Raw genomic sequence first — 15,007 nt, forward strand, 5'->3', positions numbered from 1 at the left:
GGATAGGTTCATTCAGCGTTGGAAAGGGGGGAGCCGTGTACCGATATTAGCCCACGGTCGTGTCGTAGTCGATGGTCAGGGGCGCATGGTCGCTGAAGCGCTGATCCTTATAAATGGAGGCGGCGTTGGCGGTTGCCGCGATCTGGGGCGTGGCGATCTGGTAATCGATGCGCCAGCCTACATTCTTGGCCCATGCCTGCCCGCGGTTGCTCCACCAGGTGTAGGCTTCGCCCAGTGTCTCCGGGTACAGGCTGCGGTAGACATCGACCCAGCCGATTTCATCGAAGACCCGCGTCAGCCAGGCGCGTTCCTCTGGCAGGAAACCGCTGTTCTTCATGTTGCCTTTCCAGTTCTTGAGGTCGATTTCCTTGTGGGCGATGTTCCAGTCGCCGCACAGGATGACCTGGCGTCCGCACTTGGCGAGCTGGATCAGGTGCTTGAAAAAGTGTTCCATGAACACGTACTTTGCAGCCTGCCTGTGGTCGCCGCTAGAGCCGGAAGGCAAGTAGACCGATATGACGGACAGGCCGTCATAGACGAGCTCCAGATAGCGGCCTTCGGCGTCGATCTCGGGCACGCCCAGCCCCTCGATGACTTGCAGGGGCTGCTTCCTGGCATAGACCCCGACGCCGCTGTAGCCCTTCTTTTCTGCGTAATGGAAATAGCCGTAATAGCCGGGAGGATTCAACATGACGGCCGTCATGTTGTCGACTTGCGCCTTGAGCTCCTGGAGGCAGATGAAATCGGCTTCCTGGTTGGGCAGCCATTCCAGGAAGCCTTTGTTGACGGCGGAGCGGATGCCGTTCAGGTTGGCGGAGATTACGCGGAGCATTGGGGCCCTTCTTGAAAAAACCGATGGAACCCCAGACTTTAACCCGGATCTCCCGCCGCCTGTCTTGCGGCGTCGAAGGGCTCTAGCCGACCTTGTCTTTGCGCATCATGGCGTCCAGGCTCCACGGCCCCGGCCCCGCCATCCAGATGTACAGGAAGATGAAGCAGAACAGGGCCGCCGCTTCGCCGCCGTTGAGCAAGGGAAAGAGCAGGCTGCCCTTGGTTGCGACGTGGCCGATGAAATAGGCCGCCGCCGTGAAGCCCGACGCGATGAAGGCGGAGATGCGCGTAAACAGCCCGACGAGCAGCAAGGCGCCGAATACCAGTTCGATGATGCCCGCGATGCCGTAAAGCGAAGCGATCTGCAGATTGTCGAACATCGCAACATGAGGGGCGCCGAGCAGCTTGGCGGTCCCGTGCAATAGCAGCATGTAGCCACTGACGATACGAAGAATGCTTAAAACGCGAGGGGTCCAGACGGCGCAAGATGCTGAGGTGCTCATGGTGATTCTCCGAAGGAAATGTTGCTGAAGGGCGAAACTGCTGCTGTACGTACTCCAAGAAAATCCTGTTCGGTCGGTTGCAAGGAAGTGTAATGAATAAAGCCGGGGAAATACACATATACCTGTCGATCCGGCGCGCATGGCGCCGTTTCGTTGGTTTCCTGACGCAATCCGCGGGGCGCATGCCTGTTTTGTTCGATAATATCGGTTTCCCGATTTTTTCCCTAGCCATGGCCGATTCTTCCAACCGTTCCGAGTTCGTTCGTTTTTCCCTTGATCAAGGCGTGCTTCGCTTTGGTCGGTTCAAAGTCAAGTCCGGACGCATGAGTCCGTATTTCTTCAATGCCGGCCTGTTCAACACGGGGCGTTCAGTCGGGCGGCTGGCGCAGTTCTACGCCCAGGCGCTGATCGACTCCGGTGTCCAGTTCGATATGCTTTTCGGTCCCGCCTACAAAGGCATCCCGCTGGCGGCGACGACCGCCACGGCGCTGGCGGGGCATGCAGCACTGAGCGGGCGTGACGTTCCTTTCGCGTTCAATCGCAAAGAGGCAAAAGACCATGGCGAAGGCGGGGTGCTGGTCGGCGCGCCGCTGCAGGGCAAGGTCGTCATCATCGATGACGTGATCACGGCCGGCACGTCGGTGCGCGAATCCGTGGACATCATCCGCGCCTCGGGCGCAGAGCCGGCCGCCGTGCTGATCGCCCTGGACCGCATGGAACGCGCAGGCCCGGACGAGGCCTTGTCGGCGCATTCGGCGGTGCAGGACGTGGCGCTCACTTACGGGATGCCGGTGGTGAGCATCGCCTCGCTGGCGGATATCATGGCCGTGCTGGAGGGTGATGCGTCGCTGGCGGAGCATAGGTCCGCCGTTGCGGAGTATCGGAATCGGTACGGGGTCTGAATCCAACGGCACTGCCTTAAGCGTTTTGGGCTACTTTTAGGTCACTGAACACGGCCAGCCAGTCGTATAGGGGCATCGGGCTAGACGCAGGCGGTGCTGGCCGTTGGCCATCACTGCCTGGTTTTGGCTGCGATTCAGGGCGGCCGGGAAACTCGCGATTTGGGGTCGGACCCCGTAGGGGGTCCGACCCCATCGCTCAAACAGTCCCGGCCTAGCCTCCCTGAATCGCAGCCAAAACCAGCGCCTGCGAAAACCGCCCTCCACCCCTATACGACTAGCAGCCCTGCATCAATGCTGACTGGACCGCCTAAGACCCAGGGGTCAGACCCCGCGCGGGGTCTGACCCCACATCACACCGCCACAGTCCACGCAGCTGTGAGGTCTGCCAGAGGCTTATGGGGTGAGGAGGGCGACTTTCGGGCGCCGCCGGCCAAGGACGGGCTGGCGGGGAGGCAAGTGCGCATTTGTTTGAACGCCCGTTTTCGGGCCACCGGCCCGGTGGGCGTGAGTTATGCGCACGCCCCGACAGCTTGGCCTTGACCGGGAAGCCCTGCGTTAGCAGGACCGGCGCACGGGAGCCCGACTGCCCCATAAGCCTCTGGCAGGCCGCGCCAGATACTAAACATAAATGGCGCAAGCCTTGCCGCATCAAGCAGACATAGGCTTCGTCAGTTCTTAAGGCAGCGCCATTAGGGTCTGACCCCAAAAGGTCAGCCCAGCTTTTCCTTCAGCAAGTCGTTCACCTGCTGTGGATTCGCCTTGCCTTTCGCGGCCTTCATGACCTGACCGACCAGCGAGTTGAAGGCCTTCTGCTTGCCGGCCCGGTACTCCTCGATGGCTGCCGGATTGGCGGCCAGGACCTCGTCGATCATGGCACTGATGGCGCCGGTATCGCTGATCTGCTTCAGGCCGCGCGCCTGGATGATGGCGTCGGGATCGCCTTCGTTTTCACCTGACCACATGGCAGCGAAGACTTCGCGCGCCATCTTGTTCGAGATCGTGCCGTCGATGATGCGCAGGATGAGCCCTGCCAGGGCGGCCGGCTTCACCGGACTCTGCTCGATTTCGATTTCGTCGCGGTTCAGCGCTGCGGCGAGCTCGCCCAGCATCCAGTTGGCGGCGAGCTTGGCCTGACCCTGGGGCAGTTGCGCGGCGGTATCCTCGAAGTAGACCGAGGTGGCACGAGCCATGGTCAGTTGCGCCGCATCGTAGCCGCCCAGGCCCAATTCCTGTTCGAAGCGTACGCGCTTCTGGGCCGGCAGTTCCGGCATGGCGTCCTGAACGCGCTGCACCCATTCCGGCTCGATCATCAGCGGGGGCAGGTCGGGATCGGGGAAATAACGGTAGTCGTGGGCGTCTTCCTTGCTGCGCATGCTGCGCGTTTCATCGCGCTCGGCGTCGTACAGGCGGGTTTCCTGGACCACCGTGCCGCCGTCTTCGATGAGCTCGATCTGGCGCCGTGCTTCATATAGGATGGCGCGCTCGAGGAAGCGGAAGGAATTGACGTTCTTGACTTCCGTTCGGGTGCCGAACTCGGTCTGGCCCTTGGGGCGGACCGAGACGTTGGCGTCCACGCGGAAGGAGCCTTCCTGCATGTTGCCGTCGCAGATACCCAGCCAGACCACCAGGCCGTGCAGGGTGCGGGCATAGGCCACCGCCTCGGCGGCGGAACGCATTTCGGGTTCGGAAACGATTTCCAGCAGCGGCGTGCCGGCGCGGTTCAGGTCGATGCCGGTCGAGGATTCGCCGTGCGGCCCCGTGAAGTTTTCGTGCAGCGATTTGCCGGCGTCCTCTTCGAGATGCGCGCGCGTCAGGTTGATGGTCTTTTCTTCGTCGCCGACGAAGAAGGTGATGGACCCGCCCTGTACGACCGGGATCTCGAACTGGCTGATCTGATAATTCTTGGGCAGGTCGGGGTAGAAGTAGTTCTTGCGCGCGAAAATCGAGCGCGGCGCGACATGGGCGCCGACGGCCAGGCCGAACTGGATGGCGCGTTCGACGGCGCCGCGGTTCATGACCGGCAGGCTGCCCGGCAAGGCCATGTCCACCTCGTTGGCCTGCGTATTGGGGGCGGCGCCGAAGCGCGTGCTGCTGTCAGAAAAGATCTTGGACTCGGTGGAAAGCTGGGTGTGCGTTTCCAGGCCGATGACGATTTCCCATTCCATTATGCTAATTCCGGTTTCCGTTGATGCCAGTCGGTCAGCTGTTGATAGCGGTCGGCGACCGCGAGCAACTGGCCTTCGCTGAAGTAATTGCCGATGATCTGAAGGCCGATGGGCAAAGGTTGTTCGGGGCGGCCGAATCCGCAGGGGATGGACATGGCCGGCAGACCGGCCAGGCTGACGCCGAGCGTGTAGATATCGGCCAGCCAATCGCTGGTCGGGTCGTCGCGGTTTTCGCCGATGCGTTTTGCCGGATTGGGCGTGACAGGGCCCATGATGACATCGCATTGGCTGGAGAATGCCTGCTGGAAGTCGTTGACGATCATGCGGCGCACGCGTTGCGCCTGCAGGTAGTAGGCGTCGTAATAGCCATGGGACAGCACATAGGTGCCGACCATGATGCGGCGCAGGACTTCGGCGCCAAAGCCTTCGGAACGGGACCGGCTGGTCATTTCGGCCAGGTCGCGGTAGTGCGCTGCGCGGTAGCCGTAGCGGACGCCGTCGTATCGCGACAGATTGCTGGACGCTTCAGCCGGTGCGATGACGTAGTAGGTGGGAATGGACAGTTCAGTGCGGGGCAGCGAAATGCCGACGCGTACTGCGCCCAGGGACTCAAAAGCCTGTAGCGCGGCTTCGACGGCGGCCGCGACTTCGGGCGACAGCCCTTCGTTGAAGAACTCGGCGGGAACGCCGATGCGCAGGCCTTTCAGGGGCTGGCTGCCCAGCGTTTCCTGGTGCAGCACGGCCTGATCGAATGCGGCGCGGATCCGCCCTGGGGTGTTGGCTTGATCGTCGCAGAATTGCAGGCTGGTGGCATCGCGGGGATCGAAGCCGCTGATGGGATCCAGGATTTCGAGCAGATCCCGTGCGTGGCGCGCGATCGGGCCGGCCTGGTCCAGGCTGGAGCCATAGGCGATGATGCCGTAACGGGAAACGGTGCCATAGGTGGGCTTGATGCCGCTGACGCCGCACAACGCGGCGGGCTGGCGCACCGAGCCGCCGGTGTCGGTGCCGGTAGCCGCCACGGCCAGGCCAGCGGCGACAGCCACGGCCGAGCCGCCAGAGGATCCGCCAGGCACGGCTTGCGGATCCCAGGGGTTGCGCGCCGGCCCGAAGGCGGAGTTTTCGTTGCCCGAACCCATGGCGAACTCGTCGCAATTGAGCTTGCCCAAAGATACCGCACCCGCCGCGGCAAGGTGCTCGACGACGGTGGCGTTGAAGGGGCTGAGGTACCCGTCCAGCATTTTGCTGGCGGCGGTGGTGCGCCAGCCGGTGGTCACGAAGACGTCTTTATGGGCGATGGGAATGCCGGCCAGGGAAGGCGCGGCATCGCCGGACGCCAGGAGCTTGTCGGCCGCGTCGGCCTGCGCGATGGTCAGGTCGCGATCGATATGCAGGAAGGCATTCAGGCCGGCATGCCTGTCGGCGGCCAGCAGGGCGCTGTCGGCAATTTCACGGGCGCTCAGCTTGCGTGCCCGCAGGGCATTGCGCAGCGCAGCGATGCTGTCGAATTCTGTATGGAGAGGGGTGTTTGACATCGTTTACTCGATTACCGTGGGTACCAGGAACAGTCCGCCATCCTGAGCGGGGGCGTTGCGCATCAGCGCTTCGCGTTCCGCCGCCGTCTGTGTTGCGGCTGCCTTGTCTTCGCGCAGACGCAGCTTGATGTCCTGGTGGGCGGCCAGCGGGTGAGCCATGGGTTCGATGCCGGCGGTGTCGACCGCCTGGAGTTTTTCGATCAAGCCCAGCATGCCGTTGAGCTCGGCCTGTGTCCGGGGAGTTTGCTCGGGCGATATTTCAATGCGCGCAAGCCTCGCGATGCGGGCTACGTCCTGCTCGGTGATTGCCATGGATATACTTTGCCAGAAGAGGTTTGGGGCGGATGTATTAGTGCGCGGCCGACACGTTGAAACGGCGGTTACAGAAAATAACATGCCCCTATTCGATCTTATCAACCGCCAATTATAAGTTATCATTGCTGGTTTAATTCGTTAGTCAATTTCCTGCGCTCAGCGGCGCTAGATGGCAGTACCCGGGTGACGAATATTTCTCCAATTTTGATATTACTGAGCGCCCATGTTCGGATTCCTTCGTAGTTATTTCTCCAGCGATATGGCGATCGACCTCGGTACCGCCAACACCCTTATTTACGTTCGCGGCAAAGGGATCGTGCTGGACGAACCATCGGTCGTCGCCATCCGCCACGATGGCGGCCCCAGCGGCAAGAAGATCATCCAGGCGGTGGGACGCGAGGCCAAGCAGATGCTGGGCCGCGTTCCGGGCAACATCGAGGCCATCCGGCCCATGAAGGACGGCGTCATCGCCGACTTCACCGTCACCGAGCAAATGCTCAAGCAGTTCATCCGGATGGTGCATCCGCGCAGCATGTTCGCCCCCAGCCCTCGCATCATCGTGTGCGTTCCCTGCGGTTCCACGCAGGTCGAGCGCCGCGCAATCCGCGAATCGGCGCTGGGCGCGGGCGCCAGCCAGGTCTACCTGATCGAAGAGCCCATGGCCGCCGCCATCGGCGCGGGCCTGGCGGTCTCCGATGCCAGCGGTTCCATGGTGGTCGACATCGGCGGCGGCACGACCGAAGTGGCCATCATCTCCTTGGGCGGCATGGTCTACAAGGGCTCGGTCCGTGTCGGCGGCGACAAGTTCGACGAAGCCATCATCAACTACATCCGCCGCAATTACGGCATGCTCATCGGCGAACCCACGGCCGAACTCATCAAGAAGGAAATCGGCTCGGCGTTCCCCGGCTCCGAGATCCGCGAAATCGAAGTCAAGGGCCGCAATCTTTCCGAAGGCGTCCCGCGCAGCTTCACGGTGTCTTCCAACGAGATCCTGGAATCCCTCACCGATCCGCTCAACCAGATCGTTTCCGCGGTCAAGACCGCCCTCGAACAGACGCCTCCCGAACTGGGCGCCGATATCACCGACAAGGGTATTGCCTTGACCGGCGGTGGCGCCTTGCTGCATGATCTGGATCGGCTGCTTCAAGAGGAAACGGGCTTGCCGGTAGTGGTGGCCGAAGACCCGCTCACTTGCGTGGTGCGCGGCTGCGGCGAAGCGCTCGAACACCTCGAACGCCTTGGTTCCGTATTCATCTACGATTGAAGCAACGACACTTAGGGTCAGGTGCCCATTCATGTGCGCCAGGCATACTTGGCGCGCAGGCACGACTATTACATGCAAGAAACAGGCACGATCAGGCTATTCAAACGCGGACCCGCCGCTGAATTGCGGTTGTTCGTGTTCGTCCTGATGTCCCTGGCCCTGCTTGTGGTCGATTCGCGCTGGCCGGTTCTGGATCCCGCGCGGCAGGCGATTTCGGTCGTCATCTATCCTTTCCAGCGCGTCATGCTGGCACCCCGCGACGCCATCGCCCACGTGCAGAACTGGACCGATGCCGCCGCCCTCGCCAGCAAGGAAAAAGAAGCGCTGCAGCGCCAGCGCATCGAACTGGCGCAGATATCCACCCACGCCGCGCAACTGGCCACTGAAAACGAACAATTGCGACGCCTGCTGAACGTCGCCGATGCAGTAGTCCAGCCGTCGGTCGCGGTCGAGGTCTTGTACGAACCGCCCAATGCGTTTTCGCATCACCTCATTTTCAACAAAGGCTCTTCCAGCGGCATCCGGCCGGGCATGCCCGTCATCGACGAAGGCGGCGTGGTCGGCCAGATCGTCCGCGTCACGCCTTTTACCTCCGAGGCAGCCCTGCTGACGGACGACAAGGTGTCCATTCCGGTCCAGGCGCTGCGCAACGGGCTGCGGCTCATTGCATTTGGCGGCCATGTGTCAGGCAAGGTCGAAGTGCGCTATCTTAATGCCAACGTCGACCTGGTTCCGGGCGACACCTTGGTCACCAGCGGGATCGGCGGACTGTTCCCCGCGGGCTTGTCGGTCGCCACGGTGGAGGAAGTCCGCCGCGATGCGGCATCGGGCTTCGCCGTGGCCATCGCCTCGCCGCTGTCGCACCCCGAGCGGCATCGCCACTTCCTGGTGCTGCGTGTCGATGTCTCCACGCCGGGCCTCAATCAAGAGAGCATGCGCCATGGTTCGCAAGAGTAATCTTCCGGCGGTGACGGGCAAGGCGCGCTCGTCGCTGAGCGCGCTGCAGCCGATCGACACCGCTCCGTTCAAGCGTCCGTCGAATCTGGCGTTCATCTGGTTCACCATCCTGCTGATGTGGCTGCTGTCGCTCCTGCCGTGGCGGCTTTGGCAGTCTGCGCCCGATTTGCTGCTGCTGGTCATCGCCTTCTGGTCGGTGCATGAGCCGCAGCGCGTCACCATGTTCACCGCCTTCGTCTTCGGACTGCTCATGGATGTGCACGACGCCGGCTTGCTGGGCGGGCACGCCCTGACTTACACGCTGGTGGCGTATGGCGCGGTGGTTTTGCACCGCCGGCTCACGCGCTTCAATGCCGTCGTGCAGGCCCTGCACATGCTGCCGGTATTTCTAGTGGCCGAGACCCTGGGCAACATGGTGTATGCCTGGCTTTCAGGGGAATGGGCGGGCTGGCATTGGCTCTGGTCCACGTTGCTGACCGCCGCCCTTTGGCCGCTGGCGGAATTCTTGTTGCATATGCCGCAGCGGCGGCTGGACGAGGCCGACGCCGGCTCTGTCTGACCGCGCCCGCATAGCCTATGTTCGAGTTCAAGAAAACGACCCACCTGCAGAAGCGGCGTATTCTGATCCGCGTCATCGTGGCGGGAATCTTCGCCCTGATCTGCTTTTTGGGGCTGGCCACCCGTCTCTGGTATCTGCAGGTGGTGCGCTACGAGGGACTGGCGGCGCGCGCAGACAGAAACCGCATCGCCGTCGTGCCGATTCCTCCGCGCCGCGGAGAAATCCTGGATCGCAATGGTGTCGTGCTGGCGCGCAACTACCGCGACTACACGTTGTCGGTGATACCCGCCAACGTGAAGGGCGACGTCAAGGACATGCTCGACGAACTCGGCGAGCTCGTTTACCTGAGCGCCAACGACCGGCGCAGGTTCCTGCAGCAATTGAGCCAGAGCGGGCGCTACAACCCCGTCCAGTTGCGCAACAATCTCAACGAGACCGAGGCATCCTGGTTTGCCGCACATGCCTTCAAGTTTCCGGGTGTCGAGCTCAGCGCGCGCTGGGTGCGCGAGTATCCGGAAGGCGAGGCGGCGGCGCACGTGATCGGCTATGTGGGGAGGATTTCCGAAGCGGACCTGGTGAAGCTCGAAGAGGAAGGCCGCGCCGGCAATTACCGCGGCAGCAATATCATCGGGAAGAAGGGCATAGAGAAAACCTGGGAGGAAGCCTTGCACGGCCGCACTGGCGTGGAAGAGGTCGAGGTCACGGCAACCGGTCGGCCGGTCCGGACCCTCAGCCGGATCGATCCGGTGCCGGGCTCGGACTTGCACCTGTCCATCGACATCGGGCTGCAAAAGGTGGCCGAGCAGCAGTTCGAGGGCCGTCGCGGTGCACTGGTGGCGATCGAGCCGAAGACCGGGGAGATCCTGGCTTTCGTCTCGGCGCCTTCGTTCGATCCCAACCTCTTCATCGACGGCATCGATGTGGAGAACTGGCGCAAGCTGAACGAATCGCCTGATCATCCGCTGATCAACCGGCCGCTGTACGGCACCTATCCCATTGGATCCACTTACAAACCCTTCGTGGGTCTCGCGGCACTGGAACTGGGCAAGCGCAGCGCAACCCAGCGCATTCCCGATCCAGGCTACTTCGAGTTCGGAGGCCAGCGATTCCGCAATGCCGGAGGCGCCGCCTACGGCATGACCGACATGCACCGCGCCATTGTCGTGTCGTCGGATACCTACTTTTTCTCATTGGGTCCGGAGATCGGCGTGAATGCACTGCATGACTTCAGCAAGCAATTCGGGTTCGGCCAGTTGACCGGCATAGACCTGGAAGGCGAACGCCAGGGCGTGCTGCCGTCCACGGAATGGAAACGCCAGGCGTACAAGAAGCCGGCGCAGCAGCGCTGGTACGCGGGCGAGACGGTCTCGGTCGCGGTGGGCCAGGGATACAACTCCTTCACATTGCTGCAGTTGGCGCAGGCCACCTCGGTGCTGGCCAACGCCGGCACTTACATGAAGCCGCATCTGGTGAATCTGGTGCGTAGCCCGCAGACCGGGAAAGCCACCCGGACGGTGACCGAGCCTGCCTATACGATTCCACTCAAGGCCGAGAACCTGGCCGTCATCCGAAAGGCCATGGTGGACGTGATGCGCAGCGGCACGGCGCGCAGGGCATTCGCCGGCACTCATTACCAAGCCGCCGGCAAGACGGGCACGGCGCAGGTCTACAGCTTGCGTGGTGCCAAGTACAAGGCCAGCGCCGTGGACGAACGCCTGCGCGACCACGCCCTCTTCATGGCCTACGCGCCGATGGAGGACCCCAAGATCGCGGTTGCCCTCATTGTGGAGAATGGCGGCTGGGGGTCGACGGTGGCGGCACCGGTGGCGCGCACGGTATTCGATTACTGGCTGGCGCCGGAGCGTATCGCGCGCGACGCAAAGCCGGTACCGCCGCTTGCGTCCGACGAATCCGACATCGTGGAAGAGGGGGCCTCTGGCGAGTCTCCGGACGCCGTCGTGCCGCTCGAGGATCTGCCGGCCGTTCAAGAGGATGAGCCCGAAGAGCAGGTTCCTGAAATCCATGCGGCGCTGTCCACGCAGCGCGTATCGGTGCGAGGTCGGCAATGAAGCGGATATTGCATTGGGTCGTCAAGGCTGTGACGGCATTCGACTGGCCGCTGCTGCTGTTGCTGGTCCTGATGACGATGCTGGGCATGATCGTCATGCATTCGGCCGTGGGCGGCACCGATTGGCGCTTCGCCGATCAGTCGCGCAACTTCCTCATTGCTTTCATTTTCATGTGGGTGGCCGCGATGATACCGCCTCCCTTGCTGATGAAGCTGGCTCCTTACGTCTATGTGGCGGGCGTGGTGCTGCTGCTGGGCGTGGAATTCTTCGGGGAAACCAGCAAGGGAGCCACGCGTTGGCTGGACCTGGGCTTCGTGCGGATCCAGCCTTCGGAGATGCTCAAGATTTCGGTGCCGATGATGTTGGCTTGGTATTTCCACCGGCACCAGGGCACGCTGCGCATACTGGATTTCCTCGTGGCGGGCGTGCTGCTGGCCATTCCCTTCACCCTCATCGTCATGCAGCCCGATCTGGGCACGGCGCTGCTGGTGTTCGCGTCGGGCTTCTGCGTGATCTATTTCGGCGGACTGTCATTCCGGCTGCTCACGCCCATCGCCCTGGCGGTGGTGGTCGGCCTGAGTACGCTGGTCTACTACGAGAAGGACATCTGCCAGCCCGACGTGGATTGGGTGGTGCTGCATGAATACCAGAAATACCGGGTGTGCACGCTGCTGGACCCCAGCTCCGATCCGCTGGGCAAGGGCTTTCACACCATCCAGTCGATGATCGCGGTGGGTTCGGGCGGCCTCTACGGAAAGGGCTACATGATGGGCACCCAGACCCATCTCGATTTCATACCCGAGCGGACGACCGATTTCGTTTTTGCAGTGTATGCCGAGGAGTTCGGGCTGTACGGAGGGGTGATGCTGCTGGTGCTCTATGCCGTCCTCATTGCCCGGGGCCTGGCGATTGCCGCCCGCGCCCATACGCAGTTCGGGCGCTTGCTGGCCGGCTCCATGTCCATGATGTTCTTCGTCTATGTGTTCGTGAACGTCGGCATGGTCACCGGTGTCCTGCCCGTGGTCGGCGTGCCCTTGCCGTTCATGAGCTACGGTGGCACGGCGCTGCTTACGCTGGGCGCAGCCTGCGGGATCCTCATGAGCATCAGCCGGTATCGGCCGGTCAGGACGTAGGCGTTAGGAATTTTGAGGGGTCAGACCCCGTACGGGATCTGACCCCATACCAGAAGATCGAAGAGGTCAGGCCCCGGCTCAAAAAAGCATGGGTTCCGACCCAGCCAACCCATCCAGGATTTTGCGTACCGGAGCCGGCAACGCCGCATTTGCAAGGTCCTGTTTCGAAACCCAGATATGGTCTTCACAAGTCGGCTCTTCCGTTTCCGGAGCGTCCCACTCCAAATACCATGGCTCGATATTGAGCTTGAAGTGCGTAAAGACATGCGCCAGGCCGCCCATGCGCTGAGCCAGGGAAGCGTCCAGGCCCATGTCGGCGCATCCTGATGCCAAGGCTTCGGCATCGGGGAATTCGGGCAGGCTCCACAGCCCGCCCCAGATCCCGGTGGAGGGCCGTCGTTCCAGCAGCACGGCGCCCCCGCGCGTCAGGACCAGCATCGCGCAATCGCGTTCGGGCTTTTCCTTGCGCGGCTTGGGACTGGGCAGCTCGGACTGCCTGCCTTCTGCGTAGGCGTAGCAGCTATGTTGCAAGGGGCAGCGTCCACAGGCCGGCTTGCCGCGCATGCAAACCGTGGAGCCCAGGTCCATCAAGCCCTGCGTGTACGCCGCCATATCCAAGGACGGGGGGGCGTCGGTCAATACCGCATCCGCCTTGTCCCAGAGGGCTTGTTCCGTGACGCGCGCCGACGTGACGCCGAAGATGCCGAAGTGGCGGGTGAAGACCCGCTTCACGTTGCCGTCCATGATGGGACTGCGCTCGCCATAGGCGAAGGCCGCGATGGCCGCCGCCGTTGAACGGCCGATGCCGGGCAGGGTCGCGATCTCGGCCGAGGTGCCGGGAAAGCGGCCTGACCAGTTCTGGCAGATTTCCCGGGCGCAACGATGCAGATTACGTGCGCGGGCGTAGTAGCCCAGGCCCGCCCAGTACGGCATCACTTCTTCCTGCTCTGCCTGGGCAAGCGCCTGTATCGTCGGAAAACGTTCCAGGAAGCGCGTGTAGTATCCGATGACCGTTGTCACTTGAGTCTGCTGCAGCATGATTTCGGACAACCAGATGCAATAAGGGTCGCGCGTACCCTGCCAAGGCAGATGGTGACGTCCTTCGCGCTTCTGCCACTCGGTCACCGTGCCGGGGAAATCGGAAACAGGCGTGTTGCTGGCGTTGGGCATTGATCAGAATCGGGTGTTGCGGGTAACGGACCAGCGGGCGGACAAGGCAGCCAGGATGGCAACGAGGCCGGCCGACAGGGTCAGGCTCAGCGCGTCGGGCAACTGCACCGCCAGTTGCGTGCCATAGGTGCTGGCCAGACGATTCAGCGCGGCATTCAGGGGCTGCAGCGCCAGCGCGGCAAGCCCGGTGGCAATGAGGCTGGATGCAATACCCGTCAGTGCGCCCAAGTATAGAAAAGGCCTGCGCACAAAAGCTTCAGTCGCGCCCACCAGGCGTGCCACCGCGATTTCTTCGCGCTGGGTCAGCGCTTGCAGACGCACCGTATTGAACACGGTGGACAGGACCACCAGCGCAACGCCCGCCGCCAGCAGCCCCAGGCCTATGCGCGCGAAGCGCAACAGGGCTTCGAGCCTGCGTACCCAGTCGCTGTCCAACTGCACCGCATCGACGATGTCGATTTCTCGCCAGGCGGCGGCCAGCGAGCCGGCCGTCTGTGCGAGTTCGGCTGAATCACGCAAGGTGATCACCACGGCGTCCGGCAGCGGATTTCCGGGCAGGGCGGCCAGCGCATTGCTCCAGGTCGGGTCGGACTTGAGGCTGCGCAGAGCCTGCTCGCGGGTCACGACGCGGGTGCCGAGCACTTCTTCGTTGTGCTCGGTTTCCAGCCGCCGGGCCAGCGTGTCGGCTTGGCCGGATTCGGCATCCGGTGTCAGGAAGAGGGTGATCTCGGGCGAGACGGGTATCTGGCGCAGCACCGGCTGCGCCGATACGAGCAAGGATGCGGCGACGATGGGGATCGCCAGCGTCAGGCTGATGACCAGAATGTTGGACAGCGACGAAAAGGGCTGTTTCCGGAACCGGCGCAGGGCGACGACAAAGGCATAGCGGTGGTGGCGCAGCCAGCGTTTCATAGGACGGCCTTCTGGGAGTCGGTGAACTTGCCGGCGTCGATGCGCAGCGTGCGGCTGGCATAGGCGGCCATGAGGGGCAGATCGTGCGAGGCGATGAGGGTGGTGACGCCGACGCGATTGAAGTCGCGAAAGACCTCCATGATGCGATGGGCGCTGTCCTTGTCGAGATTGGCCGTGGGTTCGTCGGCGATCAGGATGGCGGGGCGGTTGACGATGGCGCGCGCAATGGCAAGCCTTTGCTGTTCGCCGCCGGACATCTCGACCGGATTCAGGTCTTCCTTGCCCGACAGGCCTACCTTTTCCATGGCTGCCCGCGCGCGCGTCAGGGCCTGGCGGGTGTCCAGGCCCGCTACCGCCAAGGGCAGCAGGACATTGTTGATGGCGCTGCGGTCGTACAGCAAATGCGTATCCTGCAGGATCACGCCGACCGCGCGCCGCAGATAGGGCTGCGCGCGCGACGGCATTTTATCGATGCGATGGCCATGGACCTGCACGGAGCCGCGGCTTGGCGGCTCCAGGCCCCCGATGAGCTTCAGCAAGGTCGACTTGCCGGCGCCCGAAGGCCCGGATACGAAGACGAACTCGCCGGGCTCGACCCGGAAATTGATGTCGGCCAGGATATTGCGGCCTCGGCCGTAGGATTTGAAAACGTGCTGGAATTCGATCATGGCGTTAAATGGCTACAGGGC

14 protein-coding genes are annotated in these 15,007 nt (G+C 62.8%); 6 read left to right on the forward strand and 8 right to left on the reverse strand.

The features are described from left to right. Positions 1-46: 46 nt before the first annotated feature. The gene (locus ACSBPU_RS03600; protein ID WP_442595668.1) at positions 47-832 is read right to left on the reverse strand and encodes an exodeoxyribonuclease III; all 786 of its coding nucleotides are present in this window, start codon (positions 830-832) and stop codon (positions 47-49) included. Positions 833-914: 82 nt separating this feature from the next. Beyond that, positions 915-1,334, reverse strand: a complete 420-nt coding sequence (locus tag ACSBPU_RS03605; protein WP_442595670.1) for a DoxX family protein — start codon at positions 1,332-1,334, stop codon at positions 915-917. Between the two features lie 230 nt (positions 1,335-1,564). Here ACSBPU_RS03605 and pyrE point away from each other — a divergent pair, with 230 nt between their 5' ends. Further along, the gene (pyrE, locus tag ACSBPU_RS03610) at positions 1,565-2,236 is read left to right on the forward strand and encodes an orotate phosphoribosyltransferase (protein ID WP_442598536.1); all 672 of its coding nucleotides are present in this window, start codon (positions 1,565-1,567) and stop codon (positions 2,234-2,236) included. A gap of 710 nt (positions 2,237-2,946) precedes the next feature. Here pyrE and gatB read toward each other — a convergent pair. The 3 genes from gatB to gatC are packed head-to-tail and all read right to left on the reverse strand — an operon-like array spanning position 2,947 to position 6,248. After that, complete coding sequence (gene gatB, locus ACSBPU_RS03615; RefSeq protein ID WP_442595672.1) at positions 2,947-4,401, reverse strand: Asp-tRNA(Asn)/Glu-tRNA(Gln) amidotransferase subunit GatB; 1,455 nt, start codon at positions 4,399-4,401, stop codon at positions 2,947-2,949. Further along, positions 4,401-5,936 carry an Asp-tRNA(Asn)/Glu-tRNA(Gln) amidotransferase subunit GatA gene (gene gatA, locus ACSBPU_RS03620; protein WP_442595674.1) on the reverse strand — a complete coding sequence of 512 codons (1,536 nt, stop codon included), beginning with the start codon at positions 5,934-5,936 and terminating at the stop codon, positions 4,401-4,403. Before gatA ends, gatB begins: the two co-directional genes overlap by 1 nt. Positions 5,937-5,939: 3 nt before the next feature. Continuing rightward, positions 5,940-6,248 (reverse strand): Asp-tRNA(Asn)/Glu-tRNA(Gln) amidotransferase subunit GatC, encoded by a 309-nt coding sequence (gene gatC, locus ACSBPU_RS03625; RefSeq protein ID WP_180065890.1) that lies wholly within the window; start codon positions 6,246-6,248, stop codon positions 5,940-5,942. A 226-nt stretch (positions 6,249-6,474) separates the two neighbouring features. On the opposite strand from gatC, the gene ACSBPU_RS03630 reads away from it, so the two are divergent. The 5 genes from ACSBPU_RS03630 to rodA all read left to right on the forward strand — a co-directional run bounded on the left by ACSBPU_RS03630 (position 6,475) and on the right by rodA (position 12,236). Next, the gene (locus ACSBPU_RS03630; protein ID WP_130037429.1) at positions 6,475-7,518 is read left to right on the forward strand and encodes a rod shape-determining protein; all 1,044 of its coding nucleotides are present in this window, start codon (positions 6,475-6,477) and stop codon (positions 7,516-7,518) included. A 72-nt stretch (positions 7,519-7,590) separates the two neighbouring features. Then, on the forward strand, positions 7,591-8,475 hold the full coding sequence (gene mreC, locus ACSBPU_RS03635; RefSeq protein WP_180065888.1) for a rod shape-determining protein MreC: 885 nt from the start codon (positions 7,591-7,593) through the stop codon (positions 8,473-8,475). Further along, the gene (mreD, locus tag ACSBPU_RS03640; RefSeq protein ID WP_442595677.1) at positions 8,459-9,034 is read left to right on the forward strand and encodes a rod shape-determining protein MreD; all 576 of its coding nucleotides are present in this window, start codon (positions 8,459-8,461) and stop codon (positions 9,032-9,034) included. The genes mreC and mreD overlap by 17 nt, the downstream gene beginning before the upstream one ends. A gap of 17 nt (positions 9,035-9,051) precedes the next feature. Then, positions 9,052-11,103, forward strand: coding sequence for a penicillin-binding protein 2 (mrdA, locus tag ACSBPU_RS03645; protein WP_442595679.1), 2,052 nt, complete (start codon positions 9,052-9,054; stop codon positions 11,101-11,103). Continuing rightward, complete coding sequence (gene rodA / locus ACSBPU_RS03650; RefSeq protein ID WP_180065881.1) at positions 11,100-12,236, forward strand: rod shape-determining protein RodA; 1,137 nt, start codon at positions 11,100-11,102, stop codon at positions 12,234-12,236. The genes mrdA and rodA overlap by 4 nt, the downstream gene beginning before the upstream one ends. Before the next feature lie 78 nt (positions 12,237-12,314). On the opposite strand, the gene mutY is transcribed toward rodA, so the two are convergent. Genes mutY through ACSBPU_RS03665 form a run of 3 tightly spaced genes read right to left on the reverse strand, consistent with a single transcriptional unit; the run spans position 12,315 to position 14,986 of the window. Continuing rightward, a complete protein-coding gene (gene mutY, locus ACSBPU_RS03655; protein ID WP_442595682.1) occupies positions 12,315-13,406 on the reverse strand; it encodes an A/G-specific adenine glycosylase in 1,092 nt (363 codons plus the stop codon). Between the two features lie 3 nt (positions 13,407-13,409). Further along, positions 13,410-14,318: a permease-like cell division protein FtsX gene (locus ACSBPU_RS03660; protein WP_180065876.1), complete on the reverse strand. Its 909-nt coding sequence runs from the start codon at positions 14,316-14,318 to the stop codon at positions 13,410-13,412. Then, a complete protein-coding gene (locus tag ACSBPU_RS03665) occupies positions 14,315-14,986 on the reverse strand; it encodes a cell division ATP-binding protein FtsE (protein WP_442595685.1) in 672 nt (223 codons plus the stop codon). Before ACSBPU_RS03665 ends, ACSBPU_RS03660 begins: the two co-directional genes overlap by 4 nt. Between the last annotated feature and the right edge of the window lie 21 nt (positions 14,987-15,007).

This window comes from Parapusillimonas sp. JC17 (assembly GCF_052180245.1).
Taxonomy (GTDB): Bacteria; Pseudomonadota; Gammaproteobacteria; order Burkholderiales; family Burkholderiaceae_B; genus Parapusillimonas.